The sequence below is a fragment of the Faucicola osloensis genome, assembly GCF_020041925.1.
GTDB classification, from domain to species: Bacteria; Pseudomonadota; Gammaproteobacteria; order Pseudomonadales; family Moraxellaceae; genus Faucicola; species Faucicola osloensis_D.
Genome location: NZ_CP083409.1, coordinates 1,301,614 through 1,315,360, shown reverse-complemented (window position 1 = coordinate 1,315,360; position 13,747 = coordinate 1,301,614). Strand labels below are relative to the sequence as shown.

The 13,747-nt window shown below is 42.9% G+C and carries 14 protein-coding genes; 4 read left to right on the top strand and 10 right to left on the bottom strand.

What is annotated here, in order from left to right:
* The first annotated feature begins 500 nt into the window (after nt 1-500).
* The gene (gene argA / locus LAJ61_RS05800; RefSeq protein WP_409034994.1) at nt 501-1,859 is read left to right on the top strand and encodes an amino-acid N-acetyltransferase; all 1,359 of its coding nucleotides are present in this window, start codon (nt 501-503) and stop codon (nt 1,857-1,859) included.
* 96 nt (nt 1,860-1,955) lie between these two features.
* Here the strand turns inward: argA and LAJ61_RS05795 are convergent, their stop codons facing one another.
* The 7 genes from LAJ61_RS05795 to LAJ61_RS05765 form a co-directional block, all read right to left on the bottom strand.
* Nucleotides 1,956-2,750: a BamJ family beta-barrel-assembly machinery protein gene (locus tag LAJ61_RS05795; RefSeq protein WP_224053153.1), complete on the bottom strand. Its 795-nt coding sequence runs from the start codon at nt 2,748-2,750 to the stop codon at nt 1,956-1,958.
* A 100-nt stretch (nt 2,751-2,850) separates the two neighbouring features.
* Nucleotides 2,851-3,696, bottom strand: a complete 846-nt coding sequence (locus LAJ61_RS05790) for a BamJ family beta-barrel-assembly machinery protein (protein WP_224053152.1) — start codon at nt 3,694-3,696, stop codon at nt 2,851-2,853.
* 373 nt (nt 3,697-4,069) lie between these two features.
* Nucleotides 4,070-4,705 carry a lysophospholipid acyltransferase family protein gene (locus LAJ61_RS05785; RefSeq protein WP_224053151.1) on the bottom strand — a complete coding sequence of 212 codons (636 nt, stop codon included), beginning with the start codon at nt 4,703-4,705 and terminating at the stop codon, nt 4,070-4,072.
* Between the two features lie 101 nt (nt 4,706-4,806).
* Nucleotides 4,807-5,145: a YnfA family protein gene (locus LAJ61_RS05780; protein ID WP_095356453.1), complete on the bottom strand. Its 339-nt coding sequence runs from the start codon at nt 5,143-5,145 to the stop codon at nt 4,807-4,809.
* Between the two features lie 202 nt (nt 5,146-5,347).
* On the bottom strand, nt 5,348-7,237 hold the full coding sequence (gene parE / locus LAJ61_RS05775; RefSeq protein WP_224053150.1) for a DNA topoisomerase IV subunit B: 1,890 nt from the start codon (nt 7,235-7,237) through the stop codon (nt 5,348-5,350).
* A gap of 22 nt (nt 7,238-7,259) precedes the next feature.
* On the bottom strand, nt 7,260-8,024 hold the full coding sequence (locus LAJ61_RS05770) for a sulfite exporter TauE/SafE family protein (RefSeq protein WP_224053149.1): 765 nt from the start codon (nt 8,022-8,024) through the stop codon (nt 7,260-7,262).
* 82 nt (nt 8,025-8,106) lie between these two features.
* Entirely contained in the window at nt 8,107-8,736 is a 630-nt protein-coding gene (locus tag LAJ61_RS05765) for a YqiA/YcfP family alpha/beta fold hydrolase (RefSeq protein ID WP_224053148.1), read from the bottom strand.
* Between the two features lie 261 nt (nt 8,737-8,997).
* Here LAJ61_RS05765 and LAJ61_RS05760 point away from each other — a divergent pair, with 261 nt between their 5' ends.
* Nucleotides 8,998-9,282 carry a DUF1289 domain-containing protein gene (locus tag LAJ61_RS05760; protein WP_224053147.1) on the top strand — a complete coding sequence of 95 codons (285 nt, stop codon included), beginning with the start codon at nt 8,998-9,000 and terminating at the stop codon, nt 9,280-9,282.
* Nucleotides 9,283-9,337: 55 nt separating this feature from the next.
* The gene (locus LAJ61_RS05755; protein ID WP_224053146.1) at nt 9,338-10,324 is read left to right on the top strand and encodes a putative bifunctional lysylphosphatidylglycerol flippase/synthetase; all 987 of its coding nucleotides are present in this window, start codon (nt 9,338-9,340) and stop codon (nt 10,322-10,324) included.
* A gap of 120 nt (nt 10,325-10,444) precedes the next feature.
* On the opposite strand, the gene LAJ61_RS05750 is transcribed toward LAJ61_RS05755, so the two are convergent.
* Nucleotides 10,445-10,600 carry a DUF1328 domain-containing protein gene (locus tag LAJ61_RS05750; protein ID WP_007115844.1) on the bottom strand — a complete coding sequence of 52 codons (156 nt, stop codon included), beginning with the start codon at nt 10,598-10,600 and terminating at the stop codon, nt 10,445-10,447.
* Nucleotides 10,601-11,226: 626 nt separating this feature from the next.
* On the opposite strand from LAJ61_RS05750, the gene LAJ61_RS05745 reads away from it, so the two are divergent.
* Complete coding sequence (locus tag LAJ61_RS05745; RefSeq protein WP_224053145.1) at nt 11,227-11,718, top strand: hypothetical protein; 492 nt, start codon at nt 11,227-11,229, stop codon at nt 11,716-11,718.
* A 187-nt stretch (nt 11,719-11,905) separates the two neighbouring features.
* Here LAJ61_RS05745 and sstT read toward each other — a convergent pair whose 3' ends face one another.
* Nucleotides 11,906-13,141 (bottom strand): serine/threonine transporter SstT, encoded by a 1,236-nt coding sequence (gene sstT / locus LAJ61_RS05740; protein WP_224053144.1) that lies wholly within the window; start codon nt 13,139-13,141, stop codon nt 11,906-11,908.
* A gap of 125 nt (nt 13,142-13,266) precedes the next feature.
* Nucleotides 13,267-13,734 carry a DNA polymerase III subunit chi gene (locus tag LAJ61_RS05735; RefSeq protein WP_224053143.1) on the bottom strand — a complete coding sequence of 156 codons (468 nt, stop codon included), beginning with the start codon at nt 13,732-13,734 and terminating at the stop codon, nt 13,267-13,269.
* Nucleotides 13,735-13,747 lie beyond the last annotated feature (13 nt).

The following is a 13,747-nucleotide window of genomic DNA, read 5'->3' as shown; positions in this document are numbered from 1 at the left end:
GAATATTCTCCATTAAATCATGATTTTCAAATGTTCAAAATTGTTGTGTCAGCGGGTGTTACCGTATTCTGTTTTTTTGGCAGGTTGGCATACACCGCTGATTGAGTGGTCAAATAGGTTAAGGCTCGACTATAGATTAGCATAACAAACTTTACAATTTAACTCACTAGCAAGTTGAAAGTTGCGGGATGAATTTACTAAATACAAACAGCGCAGCCAAAATCAGTAAGATTAGCTATTGTATTTTGTAAGGTTTATTGATAGCCTTATCGTTAGTCTCTTAGCGATGCGCGCAATCACGCTGTTAAACTTACATGTATGTTTAATTAAAAGAGACAAAAACTTTATCGTATGCTGTTTGTACGTCTACTTTTTTTATCATGTCTACTGTTATCATGCCAACTTCAACCGATACTTCAGCAAGTTTTACCCAGGGCAATGCACCGCTTGCCGATGGCGAAACGATGACTGATAATAACCCTATACTTGCCTATCACGCTATGATTGATTTACCCAATACTGCCCAACAAAATACCGCTGCCACAACCCCTGCGTATGTTACCCCGCCTTATGTATTATGGTTTCGTAACTTTGCGCCCTATATCAACACCCATCGTGGCAAGACCTTTGTCATTATGTTCAATGGCGAAGCGGTCAATCACGACAATTTTAGCCATTTGATTCATGATTTTGCGCTGCTGCATAGTCTTGGTATTAAGCTCGTACTCGTCCACGGTGCGCGTCCGCAAATTGATGCCAATCTTGCCGAGAACCATATCGAAACACCGATGGCAGATGATGTGCGCATCACCACAAAAGAAGCCATGCCGTACATCCTAAAAGCCGTTGGCTCAATTCGCCTGCAAATTGAAGCACAGCTATCGATGGGACTTGCCAATTCGCCGATGTATGGCTCTCGTATTGATGCCATCTCAGGCAACTTCGTCACCGCCCGCCCTTACGGTATCCGTAATGGCATCGATTATCAATTTACTGGGGAAGTGCGCGCGATTGATGCCGAAGCCATCCACAACAATTTAATCCATGACCATGTGGTGATTTTGGGTAGTATGGGCTATTCTGCGACCGGCGAAGTATTTAACCTGCTGGCTGAAGATGTGGCGCTACAAGCCGCCATTAGCCTAAAAGCGGATAAATTAATTTTCTTGGGTGAGCAAACAGGTATCTATAAAGATGGCACTCACCTACTTAAAGAGATGATTCCGCATGAAGTGACACGCTTCTTACGTGATGTTCCTGAAAGCTCAGAAATCGCGCGTTTCTTACGGGCAGCCAGCGATGCTTGTCAATATGGTATCCACCGTACCCATATCATCTCCTATGCCAAAGATGGCGCATTGCTTGAAGAGTTATTTACCCGTGATGGCTCAGGGACGTTAATCTCCCATGACCCGTATGAAGAAATTCGCCGTGCCGATATCGACGATGTGGTAGGTTTGATTGAACTGCTAGAGCCACTCGAAGAACAAGGTATTTTGGTCCGTCGTTCACGCGAGCGTTTAGAGAGCGATATCGAAAACTTTAGCGTGATTGAGCGTGATGGTATGGTATTAGGCTGCGCGGCTTTATACCCACTCAACGACCAAGCCGCGGAAGTGGCTTGTGTGGCTGTCCATCCCGATTATCGCAATGGTAGCCGTGGCGCAGATTTGATAGCATTTTTAGAGCAACAAGCGCGTAGCCGTGGCATCCATGAACTCTATGTCTTGACTACTCGCACCGCGCATTGGTTTGTCGAACATGGGTTTATGGAAGTCCCTGCTGAATCGCTACCGGCTGACCGCTATGCCTTTTATGACAATACCCGCAACTCTAAAGTATTAAAAAAGGTGCTTTAAAGGTACGCTTTTCAAGCTTTCATATAAAAAACGCTCAATAGGAATATGAGCGTTTTTTATAGCCAAATGGGAGAAAACTTTAAGATGGGAGAAAACTTAAAGTTTAACGGGTTGGGTCACAGGTGGGTTGACTTGTAACAGCTCAATATCAAAAATCAACACGCTGTTGGGCTCGATATCGGCATTACCTGCTTCGCCATACCCCAAATTAGCGGGGACAAACAGACGGTATTTACCCCCTTCTTTCATCAACTGTAGCCCTTCTGTCCAACCTTTAATCACTTGGTTGAGTGGGAAAGTTACAGGCTCGCCACGTTTATAAGAGCTGTCAAAAATCGTACCGTCAATCAAGCGACCTTCGTAGTGGACTTTGACTTTGTCCGTCGCTTTAGGCGATTTGCCTCTCCCTTGTGTTAGCACTTGGTATTGTAGGCCCGACGCAGTAGTCTTCACGCCTAATTTTTTGCCGTTTTCTAGCAAGAACTGTTTGCCTTTTGCCGCATTGCTCGCTGCTAACGCTTGTACTTCTTTGGCATAGGCAATTTCTTTGTTCTTTTGATAGTCTAGCAATACTTTTTGCATTTGTTTTTTGTCAAGATTGGGCGACTGCGCTGAGTATGCATCTCGAAATCCCTGAAAAAACGCATCAAGATTTAAGTCATCAATACTGTCTTTGTTGCTCTCACCCATCAGATAGCCAAAACTATAGCCGACTTGTGCCAATGCTGGGCTAGTTGCCGTCACTGTGGATTTTGGTACATAAACAGAGGATGCAACTTTGTTTGCACCAGTGCTGGCGGGTGCGGCATTTGCACTGATTGATGTAACCGCTAACAGCATGCCAGTAGCGATGCTAGTCACTAAACTTACTTTTTTATATCCTAAAATCATTGGGATGTTCCTTTGCCATCGTGCCGATGAGTAGGGCGAGCGAATTCGATAGTTGCGCTTGCCCAGCTGATTGAGATCACCTATCTGACGCCAACCCCACCTATTGGGCAGGTTGAGAAGCTGACTGCATGGATTCAATTTGTTGTTGTAGTTGGGCTTGGATATCTGCTGCGGCAGGCTGTGCGGCATCAGCCGGTGGGTTGACTTTTAGCAAATCCACATCAAAGATGAGCACACTATTTGGCTCAATTCCACCTTGTGGGGCGCCTTGCTCACCGTAAGCGAGTTTTGATGGAATGTAGAAACGATATTTGCCGCCTTCTTTCATCAATTGTAAGCCTTCAGTCCAACCTGGGATAACTTGGTTAAGCGGGAATACCGCAGGTTGACCGCCATGCTGTGCGGTGCTATCAAACACTTTACCGTCTAACAATTTACCTTCATATTGTACCGCTACGATATCTGTGGCTTTTGGCTGCGCGCCGGTACCTTCTTTGAGCACTTCATACTGCAAGCCAGACGCGGTAGTTTTGACCCCTGCTTTTTTAGCGTTTTGTGCTAGAAAAGCTTCACCTTTGGCTTGGTTGTCTTGAAGGCGTTTTTGCATTTGGGTTTGCTCATAAGTTTGTACCGCTTTAATCATTTCTTCACGGGACATGGTCGATTCTTTACCATTAAAACCGTCATTGATACCTTGATTGATATCAGCAGGATTGAGGTCTTTGGCGTCTTTTTTGACGTTTTGACCCATCATATAACCTAGGCTATAACCTACCTTTGCCACTTCACTGCTTTGGGCATTGATAGCGGCTGAATTACCCGCCAACTGACGGCTACCGATGGCGGCTACTTGTGGGTCATCGCCAAAACTTTTGATAAAAACGGGTGATAATGCCAAAGCACCTAACACAACTGCTGCCAATACGGGAACTGTATTATTGCTCATAAAATTTCCTATCTGATATGTCCAATTAAGGTCTAATAACGACTAAAAAATCGTCTCAAAATTGTAGCTATCATAGCAGAAATAGTTTGTAAAACCTATGGCATCGTCAGGTTTAGGTTTTTTTGTGGGCAAATAGCGGCGATAGCAAAAGGGTCTTTATATTTATACCCTTTTGTTGACCGTATCGGCAGCAAAAGGACTTTCATGGCGCATTTTTACCCTTTTTTTACCCTTCTCTTATCCTTTCAGCCTGCTAATGATAAATGGAATGAATGCGATAGCAGACTTGTTAAGCCCTTAATATAAAGCTACCTTAACTAAAAGTAGCTTAACGTAGAGACAGCATAAGAAATTTATGGGGTAGCTAATACAGTTAGCCATGCAAATCTTGCAACGGCTGTGACATTTTTTCAAAATGCTTACCCAAAACGCCGCGATAGTTTTCTAAAATTTTCGGTAAATCGGCATCATAGTCGCCCGTTGGGTAAAACAAAGGCATAAAGCGCATTTGTTTGGTGTTATAGTCCATTGCAATTGGTAAAATCGGGACGCCTGCGCCTACGGCAATATGATAAAACCCTGTTTTCCATTTTTCGGTATAACTGCGTGTCCCTTCAGGTGCCAACCCTAACCAAAGCTGCTCTTGTTGGTTAAACTGCTCAATGGCGGCCTGCAAAGTTGAACCTTTTTTCTGACGGTCAATCGAAATCATACCGCCCCATTTTAGGAAAGACCCGAGGAGCGGGATACGAAACAGCTCTTTTTTACCCATCAATTTAAAATCAATGCCAACTGATAAAATGCCCATCACCGCATTCCAGCCATCTTCGTTTGACGTGTGCGGAGCAGCCAGCATCACCAGTTGTTTGACATTGGGCACCTCGCCCACAAGTTGCCAACCGCGCATTTTTAAGTATTTTGCGGCAAGTTTGGCAATGTTTGGGTCATCGCGGCGCGGCACGTTAGACCCAAATTGGCGAGGGTCTAATGGCGTTTGGTTGATATCCATGAATATACTCTTTGAGATACTAGATTGAATTAAAATACTAGGTTAAAATTTTCAGTTTACATTAGTTCACTCAAATTAGCAAATTTGTTGATTGGCGGAGTTTATAACAAACTTTTGGGCTGAAGGATGATAATACTTGCGCCCAACAGTATCACCAAACCGCCAATGCTGTCCCAGTGTGTCAGAGAAACGCCATCGACAAATTTTAGCCATACCAAAGCCGTCGCGATATATATACCACCATATGCGGCATACACTCGCCCTGTCGCGGTGGGATGAAGGGTCAGTAGCCATACGAACAGGGCAAGCGTGATGGTCATAGGTACAATGAGCCAAAGCGGTTTGTGCTGTTTGAGCATCAGATAGCCAAGATAACAACTGACAATCTCGGCAATGGCGGTGATAAAGAATAAAAGCAGGGTAATCAACAATTTAGTCATATTCGCGGATTTGCCCCATGTTAGATGTTAGGCAGAAGGGGAAAATTGATAAATCATATAACGAGCGTCATTTTCCTTTAAAAAGTCTAACGCGTAATAGGATTTATCTACTTGATAATGTTCAAACGTATCAGATAGCCCTGCACTTTCAAAAGTATACGCTATCATTGTAGGCTTAACGTCAATCATTTTTACCTAGCCATTAAACCCCAATTTCCGCCAAATCGCCTTTTTGCTCAAGCCACATCTTACGGTCGCTGGCGCGTTTTTTGGCAAGTAGCATATCCATCACGCTATCGGTTGCAGTGGGGTCATCAAGGTCAAGCTGCACCAAACGTCGCGTATCAGGATTCATCGTGGTTTCACGTAGCTGTTCGGCACTCATCTCGCCTAACCCCTTAAATCGGGTAATTTGCGGCTTTTTATTTTTTGCCACTTTTTTCAAGATTTGCTGAAGTTCGTCATTATCAAGGGCGTACTCCACCTCTTTACCAATATCAATGCGATATAGCGGTGGCATAGCGACATACAGATGCCCTGCATCAACGACCGCTTTAAAATGTTTGACAAACAGCGCGCACAGCAACGTGGCAATATGCAGTCCATCCGAATCGGCATCCGCCAAAATACAGATTTTATCATAACGCAGTTCGCTCAAGTCGTCCGAATCAGGATCAACGCCAATGGCAATGGCGATGTTATGAATCTCTTCACTGGCAAGCACCGTATCGGGCGATACTTCCCACGTGTTCAAAATCTTGCCTCGCAGGGGCATAATCGCTTGAAAATGTCTATCACGTGCCTGTTTTGCAGAGCCACCTGCCGAATCCCCTTCCACCAAAAACAGCTCTGCGCCATCTCGCAAATCACCGCGACAATCCGCCAATTTGCCTGGCAATGCGGGTCCTTGGGTGATTTTTTTACGCTCAACTTTTTTGGCGGATTTGAGCCGTTTCCCCGCTTTATTGATGGCAAGTTCAGCGATTTGTTTGGCAATCTCAGAGTTTTGATTGAGCCACAGGCTAAAGCCATCTTTAGCAAAGGCTTGTACCACGCCCGCTGCCTCTCGGCTCGATAGGCGCTCTTTGGTCTGTCCGCTAAATTGCGGTTCGGAGAATTTTAGCGATAAAATATAATTGACCCCATCCCACACATCTTCAGGAGCGAGTTTGACGTTGCGCGGCAGTAGATTGTGCAGTTCACAAAATTCTTTTAACGCGTCCGTAATACCTGTGCGTAGTCCATTGACGTGCGTGCCACCTTGTGCTGTAGGAATCAGATTGACGTAGCTTTCTTGTACAGGCGTACCACCCTCGCTAAGCCAACAAATGGCAAAACTTAACCCTGCTCGCTCGCCTTTTTTGGCGTCGTAATTAAACACAAATGGCTGTTCTGGCAGGGTGATTTCTTCGACCAGTTGCTCGGTGAGATATTGCGATAGCCCATCGGTAAATTGCCAAACGTCTTTATCGCCGTCAATTTCATTGATAAAAGTGATGGTCAGCCCTGCCGATAATACGGCTTTGGCTTTAAGATGGTGTTTGAGTTGTTTGATGTTAAATTTTGGCGTGTCAAAGTATGTTTCATTGACCCAAAACCGCACGAGTGTACCGCGTTTTTTCTTGTTAGAAGACGGGGCAACCGCCAGCGGAGCAACGGCATTGCCATCGACAAATTGCATGGTGAATGCTTCGCCATTTCGCCACACAGTAACATCGACTTTGTGCGACAAGGCATTGACGACTGAAATCCCCACGCCATGCAGACCGCCTGAGACTTGGTAGTTGTCGGTAGAAAATTTACCGCCTGCGTGTAGGCGTGTCAAAATCAGCTCAATGCCCGATTGCTTAAATTCGGGGTGAATGTCGGTGGGCATGCCGCGTCCGTCATCTTCGACCGACAGCGAACCGTCGGTGTGTAGAATGACAGTAATGTTTTTGGCGTGACCTGCAAGGGCTTCGTCCACCGAATTGTCGATGACTTCTTGGGCAAGGTGGTTGGGGCGTGTGGTGTCAGTGTACATGCCGGGGCGGCGGCGTACCGGGTCAAGACCTTCTAATACTTCAAGTGATGTGGATGTGTAACTACTCATAAAATTTCCATGACTATAAAACTTAAAATAACGTCATTCCCATTCTTACAATTAAAAAAACCAAAAGAATGAGAAAAAATACTCTAATAAATTGACTACCATATTTTAATGCTAAGAAAACACCTACCAAAGAACCGACAATATTACAAATAGCAACCATGAGACCGATTTTCCACAAAATATTTCCTGTGGGTATAAAAAATAACAATGCTGCACTGAAAGTACCTAAATTAACCACTTTGGCTGATGCAGACGCATTAATAAAATCAAATCCAAAAATTTTGATAAAGGCAAAGACTAAAAAACTACCACTACCAGCTCCAAAGAGACCATCATAAAAACCAATCAGCCCACCAAATAGCATACCTAACAAAATTTGTTTATTGCCATGCGGCATATCATGATGAACTGTGCCTAAATCTTTTTTAAAAAAGGTATAAATAGCCATCAAAATGAGCAACACAAAAACAAGGTAACTCATGACCTTTTTGGGGATATAAGTAACTGACATTGCTCCAAAAAAAGCAAATATAAATGCCGCCACCATGGTAGGGATTAAAAGCCGCCAAACAAATTTAATCTTATTAACATACTTTAAAGTAGATGCTGATGTACCCGCCCAAACGGCTAACTTATTAGTGCCTAAAACGGTAGCCATACTATGTTGTGGCAAAGCGTGTAATAAAGCGGGAATTTGCACCAACCCACCACCACCGACTGCGGCATCTATTAAGCCCCCACAAAAAGCAAAAAAACCTAAAGTAATCAACGTAATTTCAAATTCCATTAGCTTTTCATAGTCCTATTTTTTTATGTCATATATCATAAACCAATTTTCTAGGACAACGCCTGACCTTTCGAGAAAATTTTTACTTAATCAACGGCAAGCCAAACAAGAACAGTATGATTTGCGGTAGTTTGGTTTCAAAATCACTCATACGATGGTCGCCACCGTCTTCCACGATGATATGGCTTTGGGCATTGCTTTTTTCCAAAGCGCTTTGACTAAAATAATTGACCGCATCTTGGAAATTAAGCAGCTCATCGCCTTTTTTCAAAATGACCAATAAATTCTGCGGATTGAGCGATTGTTCGGGGCGATTTGCTACCAGCCACTCAATATCTTTTTTGCTAATATGCCAGCCATCGGGGGTCACGTGACCGATATAATCATTGGGCAAACTGTCAAAATCTTCCCCAAAAAAACGTTTGAGACTTGTGCCACTGTGCACACTTGGGTTGAGCAATACCGTTTTTTTACCTGTCAAATTCGCCAAAATATTGCCATAAAATCCCCCAAGCGAACTACCGACCAAACCTGTATTCGGGTCGTTGGCAATAATTTCTTGGATTAAAGCAATCGACTCGTTGGGTGAACGATTCAAATCGGGCGCAACAACCTTGATTTGTGGGAAATTTTTGGCACAAAAATCTTTGAGTTTTTGCGCTTTTTCGGCGTTTGGATTGCTATCAAGTCCGTGAATATACACAATTTGCATGGCTTTATCTCAAATTTTTAATTATAGTAAATTATCATATCGACTGTTGTTGGTTTGGCTAACATTTAATCTTAGCATTGCTTGGCTAAAATAGCCATGATGCGAGGTTTCAACACGTTAAAATTTGTCGTGTTAGTTAGATAGCCGTGTTTGGTGGTACGTTTTTGTCTGTGTTATTTGATTTTCAGCCCAGTTAACCCTATCTCTGCATAGGTGGATTACTCGTCCATTTGTATGGCGTAGTCAGGAGTTATCACCGCGATGGAGCAGCAAGAGTTATTTGAGATTGCCAGTCCTTGTATTCAAGTCTGCGAGCTTGATAAACAGGGTTATTGTAAAGGCTGTTTGCGCAATCGCACCGAGCGTGACCTTTGGCTTATGATGAATGACTTACAAAAGCGGCAAGTACTTAAGTTATTGACTATCCGACGACTCAAACGACTGCGTGCCCAGCGTTTGGCGCACCAAACCCCCACCCAAACTGTGCAAGATGATGAGATAAATTTGACATTGTTTGAAGATAATGAAAATAATGTTGGCGATTAATTGATTAATTGATTAATTGATCGTAATGTCTACTAAAAAAAATTAGGTTGAATGCATGAATAGTTCTTGGTTTAAGCAGGTTTGGCGACTTGCATTAACAGCGATTACGGTATTGATTTTTTTTATGGCAATTCGTGCGCTTTATCGTTTGACCAAAACTGTGCACTATCAAGACGTTCTAGACGCTATCGCGCATATTCCTACCTTCCATCTTATTATCGCCGCCATCGTGGTGGCTTTTGGTTATTTAGTACTTACTATTTATGATTTTATTGCGCTCCGCCAACTCGGCAAAAAACTTGATTACCGCCATGTCGCCCTCACCTCTTTTACCGCTTATGCCATTAGCCACACCATTGGGCTCAATCTTGTTACCGCGAGTGGTATCCGTTATCGTAACTATCGCCGTTTTAATCTGACTCATAATGAAATTGCCAATATCGTCTGGATGGTGTCGATGGCGTTTACCTTTGGCATTACTACGTTGATTGGGGCGTCTTTGACTAGCCATCCTGAGATTACCGTTCAACTATTATCTGAACTGGATAAATCCCTCGGCATCTTTGAGCATACTTTTTATGTACGGGTGCTTGGCATCATCATGTTAAGTGTTATTGCAGCGATTATTGTGTACGCTGGCAAGCAAGGCAAACATGTGGTGATTCGGGGTTGGCGTTTTGACTTACCGCCCGCCAAAATTGTGCTGCAACAGATTGCGATTGCCATTTTAGATTTAAGTACCGTGGCGTTGGTACTTTACTTACTGTTACCGCCTTCTGAGCATATCAGCTATTGGGCGACCTTTTCTGCGTTCATTCAATCAATGGCAATCGGTATTTTAAGTCATGTTCCTGGCGGTTTGGGGGTGTTTGAAGTGGTCATGATTACGGCTTTGCCCGAAGTCGATCGGACGCAGATGCTGGCGGTGTTATTGATTTTTAGATTACTGTATTACATCATGCCATTTTTGGTTGCCTTACTGGCATTGTTGGCATATGAGGCAAAGCTATATTTGAGTGAAAATTCTAACAAAAAAAAATAACCTTTTACATTTTTAACACTTTGCATCAAACAAACGTGTTTTTACATAGTAAAAGGTTATTTTAAGCGTGTTTGGTATGATCATACTAAATGAAATAGACCTATCTTATTACTTTAGTGTTTAAACTTTTCGGCTGATAAAGGCAATAATAAATAAAATCACCGCTACTGCCAAGAACACATATGCCAAGTTTGCCGATAAACCTGCCACACCACCAAAACCTAAGAAACTCGCAATCAGTGCGATTACAGCAAAAATAATAGCCCAACGAAACATGATAATTCTCCTTTTTTTATTGTTTTAAATGTCCTGCTTTTGTATTTTGACACTTTTATACTATACGTGCATTTTAGTTGTTAAAGCATGTTGACCTATGCTTTATCACATGACTGCTATATTAAAATGATTCTATCTTGTTGTAACGAGCAATTTTGTAAGGTTTGTGGCATTCTCATAGCCGTTATATAAAAAAGTGCAAAAAAAAGCCCTACAAGGTTGATGACGTTGACGCTTCTAGTAAGCTTTAGTAAGTTTTGCAACACTTTGTTAATAAATTCCGATAACTAATCTTTTACTCATGCCATAAAATTTAACTTAAAACAAAATTTGACCGCGTTTTATTGACAATTTTACTGATTGTTAACGCTACCGAATAACTTCCTTAAGAGTGCAAAAATTTATTTACGTATTCTCAACATATTTACGTATTTTCAACATTTTGTCCCCAATCCTTACATTCTCACATCTGTTGATTGTTTATAATGACAGCTAGGCTTTTAGTATTCCCTTAAAGTATTTTCTTGATAATTGATAATTGATAATACGGTCATATTTGGGGATTATACTAACTACCTATTATAACTATAGAAAACAAGCTAGCAATCAACTATGAGGAAAAAATTATGAAAAAATTAGCCACAACGCTTACTGCATTAGTGATAGCAACCGGTCTTACAGTCAGCGCCCAAGCAGCGACTAAAGTAACGACTACGACCAAATCGACTACCACCCACAAAAACGTAGCATCGGCAAAAGCAAAACCGCAAAAAGCGACTCAAAAATCCACAAAAGCATCAAAAAATAATCACAGCACCAAAGCTTCAGCTAAGGCTAAAAAAGGCAGCAAAGCAACGCCAAGAACCAGTGAAGTAAACATTGATATCCCAGCTGACCTAAAAATCGACGAAACCAATAATAAATCTGTTGCGCCAACTGCACCTATGAATGCTCAACCAAATCCTGTAGTTGTGGTCCCTGTAGCAAAAGTTATCCAAACAGGCCCTGCAGTTCAATCAGTCACCGTGCAACCGGTTGATGACAATACAGCGATTGCCTCAACAACGACGATCGTACCCGTTGATGTACAGACCGTGCCTGTTGTAGTAAACCCATAATCGCTAATTGTTAAGTGATTTTTATAAAAAAAGATGCCCGCGTGGCATCTTTTTTTTTGTGGATAATTAGCTAGTTGGTCTATTGATGTTGGTCTATTGATTATTTGGACAATAAAAAAGACACCCTTGATACCCTTTTTTATTGTTCCTTTTTTATCGTTATATGGCTCAAAATCTTTAGCAACTTTTAGCGATGATAAGCGTATTTGGGATCCGCTGCTGCAGTGAATAACACGTCCGTTGATGAGTTGAGTGCTGTCTCAACCGAGTCTTGTACTACCCCAATAATAAAGCCAATCGCCACTACCTGCATGGCAATGGTGTCAGGAATATTAAAGAAACTACAGGCCAATGGTATCAATAGCAATGAACCCCCTGCAACACCCGATGCCCCCGCCGCAGCTAAGGTAGATACCACCGATAACAACAACGCAGACCCAAAGTCCACATGAATACCTAGCGTATGTGCCGCTGCCAATGTCATGACATTAATGGTAATCGCTGCCCCTGCCATATTAATGGTGGCACCTAACGGAATAGTGATTGAATAGGTATCCTCATGCAAACCTAACTTATGCGCAAGGTTTAGATTCACAGGAATATTGGCGGCTGAACTGCGAGTAAAGAAGGCGGTAATGCCACTTTCTTTAAGGCAGGTAAACACCAGTGGATAAGGATTTTTGCGGGTTTTGACAAACACAATCAACGGGTTTACAACCAACGCGATGAACACCATAGAGCCGACCAACACGGCTAACAAACGGGCATAACTTAATAACACCGACAGACCCGTTTCAGCGATGGTTTGTGTCACCAAGCCAAACACACCCAATGGCGCAAACCAAATCACCCATTTGACCACGCTTGAGACCGCTTCCGCTAAATCGTTAATCATTTGCTTAGTATTGTCTGAGGCATGGCGCAAGGCAAGACCCAAAATCGCCGCCCAAGATAGCACGCCCATGTAGTTGGCATTGACAATCGATTTGACAGGATTTTCCACCATGTTGGTCAAGAGTACTTTTATCACTTCTGCTAAGGATGACGGTGGCGTCTGACTGACTTCACCGGCTTTTAAAATCAATTCGGTTGGGAATAAAAAGCTTGCTACTACCGCCGTCAAAGCTGCCAAGAACGTACCCGCCATATATAGCACCATGGTTGAGCGGACATTGACCTGAGTGCCTGATTTATGCTGACTGATAGCGGCAATGATTAGGATAAACACCAACAACGGCGCAATCGCTTTTAACGCCCCGACAAACAACGCGCCCAAAATTGAGATGGTTTGCGCCACACTCATGGATAAACCACCGATAATAGTCGGATTGGCTAATGAACCGACTAAGATACCAAGTATCAGCCCTATCACAATCAAAGGCACCAACCCCACGCGCTGATACGCTTGGATAAGCTTTAACATAATAACCTCTCAATATTTCACCGCAAAAATGGCTGATATATTAACATTTTTTAACAATTTGCATAAATTATTTTTAAAATCGTCAACTTGTTAATTTAAAGCTATCAAAGTGTTGGGTAGAGAAGTTATCGGATTTGAAAAACTTGGATGGTAGGTTGGCTGCTAGTTGCTAGTGCTTGTAATTGTGCTTGATAAGCGCGGTATTTGTGACGACCACTTTCAACGTGTTCGGGGGCGGCGTCGATAACTTCTAGCAGGCGGCTAGCTTGGGTATCTACAATCGCCTCATTGGTGAGATTGATGACGACGCCATCAAATTGGGTGACAAGTTCGATATTATCGGTAAGTACCACACTGGCAGGGATTTTTTGGTGATAAAAGGCATCAAGTTGCTGGATAATTTGGTGGGGAATAAACGCCACATCACTCAATGACCATAATCGGTCATCAAGTGAGGGTAATAGCTCGGACGCTGCCACCACGATAATGCTATCCTCGCTTTTGGCTAGCACGGTTGAAATCAGCTGGCAGACGAACGCGAGCTGTTTTTTTTGCGGGGACAAAATATAAAAACTAATTTGCAATGCCGTCATAGGGTGGTCAGCG

What these genes read in the sequence shown, in the direction of transcription:
- argA (WP_409034994.1), top strand. Translation starts at nt 501, where the DNA reads ATGATTGATTTACCCAATACTGCCCAACAAAATACCGCTGCCACAACC.
- LAJ61_RS05795 (WP_224053153.1), bottom strand. Translation starts at nt 2,750, where the DNA reads ATGATTTTAGGATATAAAAAAGTAAGTTTAGTGACTAGCATCGCTACT.
- LAJ61_RS05790 (WP_224053152.1), bottom strand. Translation starts at nt 3,696, where the DNA reads ATGAGCAATAATACAGTTCCCGTATTGGCAGCAGTTGTGTTAGGTGCT.
- LAJ61_RS05785 (WP_224053151.1), bottom strand. Translation starts at nt 4,705, where the DNA reads ATGGATATCAACCAAACGCCATTAGACCCTCGCCAATTTGGGTCTAAC.
- LAJ61_RS05780 (WP_095356453.1), bottom strand. Translation starts at nt 5,145, where the DNA reads ATGACTAAATTGTTGATTACCCTGCTTTTATTCTTTATCACCGCCATT.
- parE (WP_224053150.1), bottom strand. Translation starts at nt 7,237, where the DNA reads ATGAGTAGTTACACATCCACATCACTTGAAGTATTAGAAGGTCTTGAC.
- LAJ61_RS05770 (WP_224053149.1), bottom strand. Translation starts at nt 8,024, where the DNA reads ATGGAATTTGAAATTACGTTGATTACTTTAGGTTTTTTTGCTTTTTGT.
- LAJ61_RS05765 (WP_224053148.1), bottom strand. Translation starts at nt 8,736, where the DNA reads ATGCAAATTGTGTATATTCACGGACTTGATAGCAATCCAAACGCCGAA.
- LAJ61_RS05760 (WP_224053147.1), top strand. Translation starts at nt 8,998, where the DNA reads ATGGAGCAGCAAGAGTTATTTGAGATTGCCAGTCCTTGTATTCAAGTC.
- LAJ61_RS05755 (WP_224053146.1), top strand. Translation starts at nt 9,338, where the DNA reads ATGAATAGTTCTTGGTTTAAGCAGGTTTGGCGACTTGCATTAACAGCG.
- LAJ61_RS05750 (WP_007115844.1), bottom strand. Translation starts at nt 10,600, where the DNA reads ATGTTTCGTTGGGCTATTATTTTTGCTGTAATCGCACTGATTGCGAGT.
- LAJ61_RS05745 (WP_224053145.1), top strand. Translation starts at nt 11,227, where the DNA reads ATGAAAAAATTAGCCACAACGCTTACTGCATTAGTGATAGCAACCGGT.
- sstT (WP_224053144.1), bottom strand. Translation starts at nt 13,141, where the DNA reads ATGTTAAAGCTTATCCAAGCGTATCAGCGCGTGGGGTTGGTGCCTTTG.
- LAJ61_RS05735 (WP_224053143.1), bottom strand. Translation starts at nt 13,734, where the DNA reads ATGACGGCATTGCAAATTAGTTTTTATATTTTGTCCCCGCAAAAAAAA.